Annotated in this window: 10 protein-coding genes; 7 read left to right on the top strand and 3 right to left on the bottom strand. The window is 40.1% G+C overall.

Annotated features, from left to right (window positions below; translation table 11 throughout):
- Positions 1–113 precede the first annotated feature (113 nt).
- On the bottom strand, positions 114–1,400 hold the full coding sequence (locus H0486_RS14285; RefSeq protein ID WP_228353630.1) for a Glu/Leu/Phe/Val family dehydrogenase: 1,287 nt from the start codon (positions 1,398–1,400) through the stop codon (positions 114–116).
- A 251-nt stretch (positions 1,401–1,651) separates the two neighbouring features.
- On the opposite strand from H0486_RS14285, the gene H0486_RS14280 reads away from it, so the two are divergent.
- Positions 1,652–2,461: a ZIP family metal transporter gene (locus H0486_RS14280; RefSeq protein WP_228353629.1), complete on the top strand. Its 810-nt coding sequence runs from the start codon at positions 1,652–1,654 to the stop codon at positions 2,459–2,461.
- A 116-nt stretch (positions 2,462–2,577) separates the two neighbouring features.
- On the opposite strand, the gene H0486_RS14275 is transcribed toward H0486_RS14280, so the two are convergent.
- Together H0486_RS14275 and H0486_RS14270 are read right to left on the bottom strand one after the other, a co-directional pair.
- Positions 2,578–2,718 carry a hypothetical protein gene (locus H0486_RS14275; protein WP_228353628.1) on the bottom strand — a complete coding sequence of 47 codons (141 nt, stop codon included), beginning with the start codon at positions 2,716–2,718 and terminating at the stop codon, positions 2,578–2,580.
- A gap of 59 nt (positions 2,719–2,777) precedes the next feature.
- Positions 2,778–3,920 (bottom strand): sodium ion-translocating decarboxylase subunit beta, encoded by a 1,143-nt coding sequence (locus tag H0486_RS14270; RefSeq protein WP_228353627.1) that lies wholly within the window; start codon positions 3,918–3,920, stop codon positions 2,778–2,780.
- Positions 3,921–4,386: 466 nt separating this feature from the next.
- On the opposite strand from H0486_RS14270, the gene H0486_RS14265 reads away from it, so the two are divergent.
- The 6 genes from H0486_RS14265 to hflX all read left to right on the top strand — a co-directional run bounded on the left by H0486_RS14265 (position 4,387) and on the right by hflX (position 14,534).
- The gene (locus tag H0486_RS14265) at positions 4,387–6,483 is read left to right on the top strand and encodes a sodium-translocating pyrophosphatase (protein WP_228353626.1); all 2,097 of its coding nucleotides are present in this window, start codon (positions 4,387–4,389) and stop codon (positions 6,481–6,483) included.
- A 384-nt stretch (positions 6,484–6,867) separates the two neighbouring features.
- Positions 6,868–7,563, top strand: a complete 696-nt coding sequence (locus H0486_RS14260; protein ID WP_228353625.1) for an ABC transporter ATP-binding protein — start codon at positions 6,868–6,870, stop codon at positions 7,561–7,563.
- A gap of 53 nt (positions 7,564–7,616) precedes the next feature.
- The gene (locus H0486_RS14255) at positions 7,617–9,938 is read left to right on the top strand and encodes a COG1361 S-layer family protein (RefSeq protein ID WP_228353624.1); all 2,322 of its coding nucleotides are present in this window, start codon (positions 7,617–7,619) and stop codon (positions 9,936–9,938) included.
- Positions 9,939–11,306 (top strand): ABC transporter permease, encoded by a 1,368-nt coding sequence (locus tag H0486_RS14250; protein WP_228353623.1) that lies wholly within the window; start codon positions 9,939–9,941, stop codon positions 11,304–11,306. It begins immediately after the preceding gene.
- 698 nt (positions 11,307–12,004) lie between these two features.
- Positions 12,005–13,198, top strand: a complete 1,194-nt coding sequence (locus H0486_RS14245; protein WP_228353622.1) for a tetratricopeptide repeat protein — start codon at positions 12,005–12,007, stop codon at positions 13,196–13,198.
- A gap of 91 nt (positions 13,199–13,289) precedes the next feature.
- Complete coding sequence (gene hflX, locus H0486_RS14240; RefSeq protein WP_228354446.1) at positions 13,290–14,534, top strand: GTPase HflX; 1,245 nt, start codon at positions 13,290–13,292, stop codon at positions 14,532–14,534.
- Positions 14,535–14,619 lie beyond the last annotated feature (85 nt).

Genomic DNA, 14,619 nt, shown 5'->3' with positions numbered 1-14,619 from the left:
ATTTACTTATGATTACAACAGCAAATGGGCGACTTATGGCACCCGAAAATGATATGGACTAGTGAATAATAGTCATATCAATAATTATTCATAACAAAAGAAAGGGATAGATATTATACCCAACCGCGAAGTTTTACTGCTTCTGCAACTCGATTAATTGCAATGACATATGCAGCATCTCTCATATAGAGCTTCTTTTCCTGGGACAGTTTATGAACAGCTTTAAAGGCAGCTGTCATTTTGTAATCCAGCTTTTCTAATACTTCCTCTCTTGACCAGAAATAGTTCATATTACACTGAACCTGTTCAAAATAACTACAGGTTACACCGCCTGCATTACATAAAAAGTCAGGAATTAGATAGATGTTCCTTGCCTTAATTAACTCATCGCAATCCGGGGTGGTTGGTCCGTTAGCACCTTCACATATAACCTTTACCTTATTGCTGATTTTCTTAAAGGATTCCGGAGTTAACTGGTTTTCAAGAGCACATGGAAGCAGAATATCAACATCCTGGGAAAGCCAATCGTTGCCATCCAGTAATTCGATACCCATACTTGCTGCTTTTTGCTTATCGATTGTACCGAAGGAATCTTTGATAGAAACCATCTGATCTATATCGAATCCATTTACATTACGGTATGTATAAGCTTTTTTATCGTTATTATCCCAACAGGAAATAGCAATGATCTTTCCACCCATTTGTGTATAAAGACGTGCTGCATACTCTGCTACGTTACCGAAGCCCTGAAGGGATGCTGTAGTATTTGCAATATCAATATTTAAGGCCTTTAATGCTTCTCTTAAAGTATATATAACGCCGTATCCTGTAGCCTCTGTACGTCCGAGGGAACCTCCCATGCCAACAGGTTTTCCGGTAATGGTACCAGGATAATGTCCACCATGAATTGCTTCATATTCATCCATCATCCAAAGCATATGCTGGCCATTTGTCATTACATCGGGAGCAGGAACATCATCGAAAGGACCAATGTTCTTAGCCATCTGTCTTGCGTAACCACGGCATAATCTCTCTTGTTCAGCGAGAGATAAATTATGTGGATCGCATATTACGCCACCTTTTGCTCCTCCTAGAGGAATATCAACAACAGCACATTTCCATGTCATCCACAGAGATAATGCTCTTATGGTATCAATTGTTTCTTGGGGATGGAAGCGAATGCCACCTTTGGCAGGTCCGCGTGCATCATTGTGCTGAATACGATAACCGTTAAATATTTTCGTTGTACCGTCGTCCATTTTTACCGGAATCGTAAAGTGAAATTCACGGCTTGGCTGACGTAAGAGTTCACGTATTGGAGGATCTAAATCAATTAGATCGGCTACGTGATCAAACTGTGCTTGAGCTGTTGCGTAGGGGTTGTAATCATTTTCTCCCATAGTTGTCTCGTCTCCTTAAATATAAATTTATCTTTTGAGTTTCCTTTATTAAGGTAAACTAAAAAAGCATATAATTAATTATACTTTTTATCTGGGAAATGTCAACAGTATTGGAAGTGGTTTCCATTTAATGGATTCTACTTAAGATCATAGAATTTAAGTGAAAGGAGTGATATAATATTACTAGATTTTTATTAATTTAGTCGACAGATTAAATTTTTGAAATATACTATAACGAAGGAGGTTTTTTAATGGATTGGTTCATATCATTAGATCCTGTAGTCCAGGCACTCCTGGCAACCCTGTTTACATGGTTCGTTACAGCGCTTGGATCTTCCACAGTATTCATATTCAAAACGATTAATAAAAGGATTCTGGATGGGATGCTTGGATTTGCCGCTGGGGTTATGATAGCAGCCAGCTTCTGGTCACTGCTTTCACCCGCAATTGAGATGGCAGAAGAAGCCGGCGGAATACCATGGCTTCCTGCAGTGGTAGGTTTTTTGGCAGGTGGTTTATTTCTGTGGTTGGTCGATATATTGATGCCCCACCTTCATATTGGTGTAGCACAGGAACCAGAAGGACTTGAAACTAGTTGGCAGAGAAGTGTATTACTTGTTCTGGCTATTACCCTTCATAACATACCGGAAGGTCTTGCAGTTGGTGTTGCCTTTGGTGCTATCGCTGCGGAATTACCAGCAGCAACCTTTGCAGGAGCGGCAGCTCTTGCAATTGGAATAGGGCTTCAGAATTTCCCTGAAGGTGCAGCGGTATCTGTACCCTTAAGAAGAGAAGGTCTTTCCCGACTGAAAAGCTTTATATATGGTCAGGCATCTGGAATTGTAGAGCCGATAGCCGGTGTGCTGGGAGCTGTGGCAGTAGTTGCAATGAAGCCTATTCTACCATATGCCCTGTCCTTTGCAGCAGGAGCAATGATTTATGTAGTGGTTGAGGAATTAATTCCGGAAGCTCAACAGGAAAAGCATCATTCTAATGTAGGGACGATAGGAGCAATGCTGGGCTTTGCAATCATGATGTTCCTTGACGTAGCATTAGGATAATAGAACCGTAATATGTAGCATAAGAAAAGTGTATCAAATCTGGACATCAATTGATGAATTCCGATTTAATACACTTTTTGTATACTTAAATTCTATATATAATAATAGATAAGTACTTATTCTTCATTTACCTTTTTCTTTCCTCCAGTTACTTTAGCAAGGAGAACTATGATAAGTAATAAAACAACTATAACTGTAAAAATCGAGAGCATTCCCATTCCCATAATTTCTAAAGCATATTCAATATTCTGTTCCATATTTACCTCCGTATACCTGTTTAACAGGCTCAATCAACAATGATATTTCCTAGTAACACCTATCTGGCAAGAATGTCTAGTACAATCTTAATTACAACACCGCCTGCCACAACGGATCCGATTTGTCCGGATACATTGGCACTAATAGCATGCATTAAGAGGTGATTGGAAGGATCCTCAGCCAGACCCATCTTCTGAACAACACGGGCTGACATAGGGAAAGCGGAGATACCGGCTGCTCCAACCATAGGATTAATCTTCTTCTTGAGGAACAGGTTCAGGAACTTAGCAAATAATACACCACCAATGGTGTCAAATACGAATGCCACTAAGCCTAAGCCCATGATAAGTAATGTATCAACATTAACGAATGCCTCTGCTTTCATACTGAATGCGATGGTAATACCTAATAATAAGGTGATCAGGTTCGAAAGGATATTCTGAGCGGCATCGGATAAGCTACCAAGAACACCACATTCTCTAAGTAAATTACCAAACATTAGGAACCCTACTAGTGCCACTGATTGAGGTGCAATAAGACCTGCAATAAAGGATACTATGATCGGGAACAGGATTCGGGTGGTTCTGGAAACTGACTTAGGATTGTAATCCATACGGATTAAACGTTCTTTCTTTGTAGTAACCAGCTTCACAGCAAAGGGCTGTACTATCGGAACCAATGCCATGTAGGAATATGCGGCGACTGCTATGGGCCCGACATAATCCGAATGTAGTATCTGTGACACAAGAATGGAAGTAGGACCATCTGCCGCACCTATAATACCAATGGAAGCTGCGTCCTTTAAGTCAAAGTTAAGTAATACAGCAATTAATATGGTGAAAAAGATACCAAATTGTGCTGCGGCTCCGAATAAGATCATCTTCGGATTGGATAACAGGGGACCAAAATCAATCATAGCTCCAATACCGATGAATAACAGGATAGGTAGAGCCTCTGATGCATCAATTCCTGTTTCGAATAACCACTGAATAATACCGTGTGTTTCCCCTACTCCTTCTTGAATCTGATTTAATACACCGGACATGGGGATATTTACTAGTATTGCACCAAATCCCATTGGCAAAAGCAGTGCTGGTTCAAAGCCTTTCTCAATTGCTAAATAAATTAAAATTAGTCCAACGGCATACATTACACACTGTTGCCAAGTGATTGCCATAATACCTGACAATAAGAATTCCATAAAATATAGTCCTCCTTAGAATGATCCGCCATTACCGAACCGCTTCAACCATAGCTTGTACGAAGTATGAACAGCAATGACAGGTTAATCAAATTGAATTCATTGTAGCTCATTTTTCATATGTATGTCAATGCTGATTCATAAGATTTTTACGCCATTTTAGTGAAAATTGATTGATAAAAAAATGACAATTTAATTGATATTAATTTGACAATTTTAAATAAAGTAATATTAACTATACACAATTTAGATTAGTTGACAAAATGCACAAAAATACGATATAATATTGTAGAAAAATAACAGATTAGAGAATAAAATTATACTAAATAGTTTATGATTTATACAATATGCAATAATTGAATTATAATATTAGTTTTTTGTTGCACAAAGAACATAAATATGATAGCATTTGAGACAAAGCGAAATTTTGCTAAATAAGCCATAAAAAGAAAGGAAGATGAGCATTTTGTTTAACTTAACTTTTTTCCAAATTGCATCAATCGTAATTTCACTTTTGGCATTTGGAGCAGCCTTCTGGCTCTACAAATGGGTATCTTCACAGCCCTCCTCGAATCAACGTATCGCTGAGGTGGGTAAATTAATTCGGAACGGTGCGAATACGTTCCTCGCAAAAGAGTACAAGACGCTTGTACGTTTCTGTACAGTAGCAGCAATTCTAATTTTTATTTTCCTTCCGGTTCCTGTGTGGAAGGGCAATGTTTTAGATAATGTAATAATGGCGGTATCTTACATACTTGGTACAATCTTCTCCGGTATAGCTGGTAAGATCGGTATCAGTATCGCAACAATCGCCAATATTAAAGCAGCAGAAGCCGCTACAAAAGGAATTAAGCCCTCATTTATGTCAGGCTTCCGTGGTGGAGCTGTTATGGGTATGGCAGTAGTTGGTTCCAGCTTACTGGGTGTTACCTTGGTTTTCCTCATAACAGGAGATACAACTGCCCTTCTTGGCTTCAGCTTTGGTGCAAGTTCTATGGCTCTATTTGCAAAGGCAGGCGGTGGAATATTTACAAAGACTGCCGATATCAGTGCAGATTTATGTGGTAAGGTTGAACTTGGTATTCCTGAGGATGATCCGAGAAACCCTGCCGTTATCGCTGATAATGTTGGTGATAATGTAGGTGATGTTGCTGGTATGGGTGCAGACTTATTTGATTCTAATGTTGCTTCTATGGCAGCCGCACTTGTTATGGCAGCAGCCCTTGATAAAACAGCAGGCGGTTTTGTGAATGCTGCAATGGTATTTTGCTATGCTGCAATTGGACTGTTTGCATCATTGATTGGAGTTTTATCTGCTCGAATGAAGGAAGGCGGCGATCCGACCAGAGCATTGAATACGAATACTTATGTAACTACAGCTATATTCGCTGTATTAACTGCAATTGCAACCTATGCTTTTGATTTCAAGTGGGAGATCTGGGCAGCAAGTGCAATTGGCCTTGCTGTTGGTGTTATTATTGGTATTGCCAGTGACTATTTCACCGATGATCGTAGACCTCCGGTTCATGCAGTAGCGAAGGCTTGTGAATCAGGACCAGCTTTTACTATATTATCCGGTGTTTCCTACGGTTTAATTAGCGCATTGCCATCCATGATCGGTATTGGTGTTTCAGCTCTTGCAGCTTATAAAATTTGTGAACCACTTGGTAATGGATATGCGATGTTTGGTATTTCTATGGCAGCTGTGGGTATGTTATCCATCGTAGGTATGATTATCTCAAATGATGCTTATGGACCGATTGTAGATAACGCTCGTGGACTTGTTGAGATGGGCAGTCTGGGTGATGAGGCTCTTGAGATCACAGACTCCCTTGATAGTGCGGGCAATACAGTTAAAGCTGTTACAAAAGGCTTTGCTATCGGTGCTGCAGGACTCACAGTTATTGCACTTCTTGGTGCGTTTATGAGTGAGGTAAATACAGCTGCTACAGAAGCTGGAATGATTTCCGCAGGAGAGAATTATATCCAGGGCTTTGATATTATTAACCCGGTAGTATTCTTTGGATTATTGTTTGGTGCTGCGATACCAGCAGTGTTCTCTGCAATGCTAATGTTAGGTGTTGACCGTAATGCACAACGTATGGTAGCAGAAATTCATCGTCAGTTCAAAGAGATCGTTGGACTGAAGGAAGGGAAAGCAGATCCGGAATATGATAAATGTATTGAGATCGCAACACATGGTGCAATCAAAGAATTAATTCCTGCCGGCTTAATGGTTATTATCTGTACAATCCTTGTTGGTATTATTGGCGGTGTACAGGCAATCGGCGGATTTATCACAGGTAACATTATCAGTGGTCTGTTATTTGCGCTCTTCATGTCTAATTCCGGTGGACTCTGGGATAACACAAAGAAGTACATTGAAGCAGGTAATAATGGCGGCAAAGGTTCCGATGCACATAAGGCAGGTGTTGTTGGTGATACAGTAGGTGATCCATTTAAGGATACCGCAGGTCCTTCCATCAATACTCAGATTACCGTAGTTTCCTTGGTAGCATCCTTAACTGCAACAATCTTCTTAACTTTCTCATTATTCGGTTAAAGATAATTCATAATATAAAGTAAATTGGGCTTAACGGTGGAGCATAGATCCTCCGTTAAGCCTTTCTTTTTATATAAGAAATCCATCCGATTTTCTTATATTATAAAGAATTGTAAGAAATAATTAAGAAATCTGACTTTATTTATTACGATATGTACTTTATAATAAAAAATGAAAAAATTACCAATGATAAAATTTATTGGAGGAGATAGATATTCAGGTAATCTATAATCTGGAGCATTCTTCACACCTTATTTAAGAGTGCTGGTTTAGGACTTGCCATATGCAAAGAGATTGTTGAGCAACAGAAGGGAGGCTTCCAGATTGAGGCGCATCAATCCGCATTTATAACAATTATTAGTTTATCGTGCATGGGGGATAACAATGGAAATAATTAAATGCATTAATGTGAAGAAAACATATATCATGGGAAAGGAAAAGGTCGAAGCCCTACGTGGTATTAACCTGGAGATAAAAAAAGGTGAGTTTGTGGCCTTATTAGGTAAATCGGGCTCTGGTAAATCTACATTGCTTAATATGCTGGCAGGATTAGAAAGACCTAGTGAAGGTGAGATATATCTAAATCAGGAACCGATACATAGTCTAAATGAAACGAAAATCACCAATATCCGAAAAAAGCATGTAGGGTTTATTTTTCAATCGTATAATCTTCTACCTACCCGTTCTGCCATTGAAAATGTATGTCTGCCACTAACCTTTAATCGCTTCAATGAAAGAGAAAGGCTACGTAGGGGCAAGGAAATGCTGATATCCGTCGGACTAGGAGACAGACTTTATCATAAGCCGAACCAGATGAGTGGCGGACAACAGCAGAGAGTAAGTATTGCCAGGGCATTTATTAATAACCCGGAAATTGTATTTGCAGATGAGCCCACGGGGAATCTCGATACGAAGACGACGGAAGAGGTAATGCAAATTATGCTGGGGATGATTCAAAAGCATAATCAAACCTTTGTAATGGTAACTCATGATGAAGAGCTTAGCTATTATGCAGATCGGATTTTTTATATGAAAGATGGTCTGGTTGAAAAGGTTGTTGATAATAAAAAATCAAGTTAAGGCTGAACAAAGCTGATAATTACTCAAATAATGAAAGAAGAAAGGATAATCTCATGGCAAAGAAAAAGAGCATATTATGGGTGCTGTTCTTGAGCATCTGTATTCTATTGCAAATCAGACCTATTACTGTGTCTGCAGAAAAACCAGATATTATAATTGAAAATGTATCCATATCGGATTCCTCCATAAGTAAAGGAGAGACCTTTACTGCCTCCTTTGATCTGCACAACAACTCGGCTGGGCATTTAAGAAATATCTATATACAGGTAGAATCCTCGGATTTTTCAGTTCTGCATAAGGGAGCAGCGTTCAAGGTGGCAGATCAATTGGATCATAATACCTCCGTTTCAGTTACCTTGGCATTTAAATGTCATGCAACCTTAAGTAATCGAATTCCACTTAAAATCACCTATGATGACTATACAGGGGAAAATCCGGCCATTGAAGAACAGCTGTTAGTCACTTTCGATGATTCGGCAACCAATCCCGGAACCCCTAAATTTATGATTACCTCGGGGGATATTCAGACTCTCGGTATAGGTAAAACTGGTAAAGTGAAAATCAAGGTTCAGAATAACTCCGATTATGCAGTGAAAAAGGTATTAATAACTCCTGAATTATCCTCTGATGTTCTGTCCTATCTGAATATCAATCAGATTTATATGAAGCCAACAAATAGTCAGATATCAGCAGGAGGCGAGCAGAGCTTTGAGTATGAGCTGACTGTGAATGGAACGGCCACACCCGGGATTTACCCGATAACCTATAAAGTAGTTGGAGAGGGAGAAAATAAGGAAGCCTGCACAGCCTCTCTAAGTGGTTATATCAAAGTAACAGCAAATGATGGTGCTAGTGATATCCAGGTAGTAGATGTGAAAACGACTCCGGAGATACCTGCCCGTGACAAGGTTCTTACGTTTCAAGTAGAGATTGAAAAAGAATCCGGTGTTACTTACAAAAATCTGAATGTATGGCTGGAGGGATTAGCCACAGAAACCTTTATATATCAAGAGAAGAAGTTAAAAAAGAGTCCCAAGAAAAATGGGGATGACACACTGACCGCATCTTTTGATTATAAGATTGCGAGCAATGCAGCAGAGGGAACATATCCATATGAGGTGCATATCAGCTATACGGATAAGATGGGTAACAGCATTCACAACAAAGAAAGCTATCAGCTATATCTAAAGCCGGAAGGAGTGAAAAAGGGAGCATTAGAGATTAATAATCTCATTCTTCCGGATCAGGTACAAGGAGAAGAAACATTTACAGTTGGCTTTAGCTTATACAATTCAGGAGAGAATAATCTCGAAAACATCGAGGTTGCCTTTAACGGAACAGCAGAAGTAATGTCTAAGGGCAGCAGTAATGTACGAATCGATCAATTGGCACCGGGAAAGTCAAAGAAGGCACAATTCAAGCTAGTGGCTGTTAAACAGGAACAGACCAGAGGTGTTCCGATTTCCTTTCAAATCACCTATGATGAGAAAGCAGGGGATGAGGTGGAGACAAAGACCATCATCCAAAGCATGGGTGTCATGGTGAAAGGGGATAAGGAGGGGACAACCGCACCAAAGATTATCGTAGATCAGCTGGATATGCCGGATACCATTTTGCTGGGAGAAGAATTTGAACTATCCTTTGCTCTTACGAACACCAGCACAGAGAAATCCATTAAGAATATGAAGATGACAATCAACTCCATAGACAGTGTTACGCAAACCTCTAATATTGTCATTGTCGGACAAAGTGACAGCGTGTATTTTGCTAAGCTGGATAGTGAGGAACAGGTAACATCCAAAGTGAAAATGATGATTCCTGCCGCATACAAAGGTAGTGTTTGTGATGTGAAATTTGATTTTAGCTATGAAGATACAGAGGGAACCATATATACTGATCAGGAAACGATACATATTCCGGTTGCGGAGCAAACACAATTAACGGCATCCAATGTTCGTGTCGGAAATGTTCGTGATGATGGCTATACACTGGAAGTAGATTTCTATAATACAGGAAAAGCATTACTTAAGAATCTTATGGTGGATCTTGAAGGTGATTATGAAGCCATTAATAGTAATTATTATGTAGGGGACCTGCCATCCGGTAGAATGGATATCTATAGTGTATCCATTAATGGGGAGATACCAGAACAACTCACTGGTAATGTGCTATTTACATATGAGGATAGTGGCGGTAATAAGCAGGAATTGACCGTACCCTTCGATATTCACTATGAAAAGCCAGTAGAAGAAGTAATGGCAGCGGCTGAGGAAACGAATGAGAGAACCTTCTATATAACACCGTTTTTTATTGTCGTAATAGTCATTGCTGTTGTTGTGATTTTTATTATTCGCAAGAGAAGAAAGGCGGTTTAGATGAGGCTGATAGATTTATTTAAGATGGCCAGAGAAAATCTCATGCGAAGGAAGCTGAGGACCATGTTAACGGTTCTTAGTATTGTAATCGGTACAACCTCAATCATACTCATGATAGCACTGGGAGAGGGGGTACAAAAGTCAGTGATGAATGAATTCGATAGTATAGGCAGCATTAATGTACTTTATGTATACCCCAATTGGAATGAGGAAAAAACCTCTCGCTTTTACGGTGAGTATGTCGATACGGGATTAACAGAAAATGATGTATGGGAACTCTCTGGGATCGATGGAGTAGAATATGCGGTACCAATGTTCATATCAACTGTTACCATATATTCATCGAAGCATTATAATACGGTGAGCATTGTCGGAGTGGATCCCAATCTCATGGAGGAGCTTGGATTTCAACTAAAAGAAGGTCGTTTTCCCAGAGATAATGTGATGGAGGCTGTCTTTGGAGATAAGGCTCTGGAGGAATTTCGAAAATTGGAGTCGGATAATCCGAATAGAATCGTTCAAGGGGCAGATAGGGAAGAAGAGACCGAGGAGAATGAGGACTCAATCACAATCTCCTTTGGTCCTACCGATAAGGAATATCCGTTTGAACCACTAGAGGAAAGATACAAGTTTCAGTTTGGCAATCCGGATCAGAATCAGGAGGAAGACAATACAACGAAGCTATATTCCTTAACCGGTGTGGGTGTATTAAAAGAAGGCGATATGAATAGGGATTATAACGTGTATGTCCCCATAAGTATCCTGATGAAGCTGGAAAAATCCTATTATGAAACATTGGGAATTGATTACGAGCCATCCTATAATGAGATTATGATCAAGGTCAAGGATATGGATAGAGTGCAGGAAATTACTGCCCTGATTGAAAAGAGGGGGTATTCGGTATTCTCGCTTGTAAGCATGCTGGATTTGGTTAATAAAACCATAGGAACTATGCAAATGGCATTGGGTGCAATTGGTGGAGTTGCATTGCTGGTGGCTGCAATCGGTATTACCAATACCATGGTAATGGCAGTAACAGAGCGTAAAAAGGAAATCGGTGTAATGAAGGTGATTGGGGCTACCCTGCTAGATATCAAGAGATTATTTCTCTTAGAGGCATCCATGATCGGCTTGCTGGGAGGGGGTGTCGGTATCTCCATATGTGTAGGAATTAGTACTTTTATTAATTCGGCCTATTTCAGAGAAGAAATCATTAAACAGCCGGATTTTACCTTAAGCCTGGAGATTTCCAACTCATTAATTGTCGGGGGGCTAATCTTCACCACACTCATAGGATTGCTTTCCGGCTACCTTCCTGCACTGAAAGCCATGAAGAGCAGCGCACTGGAGGCAATTCGAAACGACTAATTGCAATTCTAAGGTGCCTTCGGTCGCTGGAAGCAATCAGAACGCGCAAATTCCTCAAGGGCAGTTGTATCATGTATCAGCAGGGATATAACTTACCTCACACACATACGGAAGTACATATTACTGATTTTGCATGTCTCAGTCGAACATAAATTTTCGTCTGAGCCATGCAAAATACAGCAACATGTTCTTCCGACAGTGCATTATGGTAAGTTATATCCCTGCTAATATGATACAACTGCCCTTTCGTCAAAACTTTGCGCTCACACGATTCCGCGTCCGTCACCATCAAAACCGCTTTTGATTCATGCGAATTTGGTGATTTTCTACGGGTTCCTAATCCCAGGTATATGACATGCATGGAATTTTAACATATTTTACGTTGACAGGATAAGTGCGCCTGCGTATAGGAAGTGTGGGCAGATACCGGAAAATGATTAGCCTATTTTCGAGTGGGTTTCTGCATGCTAGTTCGTTTCGCGAGCGACTGACGCTACTATCAAGGAGGAGCGAAACGTAATAGACGCATGCAGAAATTCCCGAAAATAGTGCTTGTTTTCCGGTACTGCCCACATCTTCTGACAATCAGGCGCACTTATCCGTCCGGTAGCCAAAAAGGCCGAAAAGATGGACTTGAATGTTGTCATAAACTGTTTTTTGGTGTATAATGAACCGGAGAATGAACGGGAGGGTAAAGAATGAAGAAGAAGCTATTAACAGTCGGGTTATTGGTCGGTATCATACTTTCCGTTACCGCTTGCAGCTCAGCCGGAAAGCACTACAAGGCTGGTAGAGAATATTTTCAAGAAGGAAAATATGAAGAGGCAAAAGCAAGTTTTGAAGCGGCGATTACAGAGAATTCAAATCGGGCAGATTATTACATAGATTATGGGCTTACCTTGATTGCACTGGGAATGTATGAGGAAGCTCTGGAGCAATTCGACCAGGTATATATGGATAAGGACATAATGGTTGTTAAGGAAAACAACAAGCGCGTATTGCGTGGCAGAGGGATTGCTTATTATGAATTGAAGCAATATGATAAAGCAATTGAGCAATTTGAAGGCGCATTAGATATTAACGAATTATCAGAGATGAACCTGGATATATTGTACTATATGGGTAATTCTTTAATGATTGGCGGAGATTATGATAAGGCGGTTGATACCTACACAACTATTTTATCCATTGATAAAAATAATGTGACTGCATATAACAGTCGTGCATATTGCTATCGTAATTTAGGCGATTATGAGAAGAGCATTGCGGATTATGATGCGGCAATCAGTATCAATGCAGCAGAGTTTGATTCCTATCTTGGAAAATATCATATGTTGATGGAAACAGGGAAAGAGAGCGAGGCAGAACAGGTGCTGGCTCTTGCGGCGAAAATTGAAGCAAAGACGGATGAAGACCGATACAACCTGGCTAAGATATGCTTCTTCCAGAAGAATTATGATAAGGCTCAGACCATGCTGAACGAGAGTATATCAAAGGGTTTCCTGGAGGCTTATTATTATATAGGAGAAATCAATCGGATACAAAAGGATTATCCAAAGGCAATCTACAATTACGAAGCCTATATTAAAGAAGGAAAGCCTACGAATCCGGGTGTATATAATCAAATCGCATCCTGCCTCATCAAATCTGGCGACTATAATAAAGCTATTGAATATCTTGAAACAGGGATTGCATATCAACATGACGGGTATATGCAGACACTGAAAAAGAACGAGATTATTGCTTATGAAAGTCTGGGAGACTTTGACACCGCTATGGAGAAGATGACGGCATACCTGAAAAGCTATCCCAAGGATTCTGAAGCGGTAAGAGAAGCAGAATTTATTAAAACAAGAATTATGCAGCCGGAGGAAGTGGAGAGCGAGGAATAATCTGTTTCGTACAGAAGAAAGTTTATTTTATGGAGATAGTAAAGAAGTGCTGAAGGCTCACTTCTCTGAGCTTTGGCTGAATGGAGAGTATATGGCGGAAATGTATGAGATGAAAGAACAGGAGGAGCGATTTGTCCTGGTGGGAGTTGCTGTGAGTGATAATGATGATACAGAGCAGTCACTGGAGGAACTGGAAGAATTGGCAACTACGGCAGGAGCAATTACGGTAGGAAAGATCATTCAAAATCGGGAGAGTATTCATCCCGGAACTTATATCGGTAAGGGTAAAATTGATGAAGTAAAGGCTTTAGCAATAGAGTCAGATGCTACCGGTGTTGTTTGTGATGATGAGCTATCTCCTGCACAGCTGAAAAACCTGGAGGATGCTCTTCAAATGAAGGTACTGGATCGTACCATACTGATTCTGGATATTTTCGCTAATAGAGCGTCAACCAAGGAAGGCAAGATACAAGTAGAATTAGCACAGCTTCGTTATCGATCCACACGATTGATCGGTCTGCGTAATTCCTTATCCAGGCTAGGTGGTGGAATAGGAACCAGGGGACCTGGTGAAAAGAAGCTGGAAGTTGACCGAAGATTAATAAAGGATCGGATATCCCAACTGAAACGGGAGCTGGATGAAGTAAAGCAGAATAGAGAAACTACGAGGGGGTTACGCAGTAAGAATCATGTACCGGTAATTGCAATCGTAGGCTATACCAATGCCGGAAAGTCAACACTATTAAATTATCTTACCGGTGCTGGGGTTCTATCTGAGGATAAGCTGTTTGCAACATTGGATCCTACAACCCGCAGTCTGCAATTGCAGAATGGGCAGCAGGTGTTATTTACGGATACCGTAGGCTTTATCCGGAAATTACCCCATCATTTAATAGAAGCCTTTCGTAGTACCTTGGAGGAGGCAAAATATTCGGATATTATTCTGCATGTGGTAGACAGTTCTAACCCGGATGCGGATAGACAGATGCATATTGTGTATGAGACCCTGAATAAATTAGGTATACAGGATAAGACAATTATTACGGCATTTAACAAGCAGGATCAGGTAGAACCGGATCAGGTATTTAAGGATTTTAAAGCAGACTATACGATAAAAATCTCTGCGAAAACCGGACAGGACATAGATAAACTTCTGGTGTTAATTGAAAAGATATTGAATGAACGTAAGATATTAATTGAAAAGGTGTTTTCCTACCAGGAAGCTGGAAAGATTCAGACCATACGAAAATATGGTCAGCTCCTTGAGGAAGAGTATCAACAGGAAGGTATTTATATTAAAGCCTATGTGCCCAAAGAGATATTTCAGGTTATGTAGAGCCTTGTATTTCCGTAATAAATACTGCTAAAATGTAGATATTTCAGTAAGTAAATGGATGAGTTGCAAATACTAGATATAGTGT

It is taken from the genome of Variimorphobacter saccharofermentans (assembly GCF_014174405.1).
Taxonomy (GTDB): Bacteria; Bacillota; Clostridia; order Lachnospirales; family Lachnospiraceae; genus Mobilitalea; species Mobilitalea saccharofermentans.
Note: the sequence above shows the minus strand (reverse complement) of the source record. Positions and strands in the feature narration are given on the sequence as shown.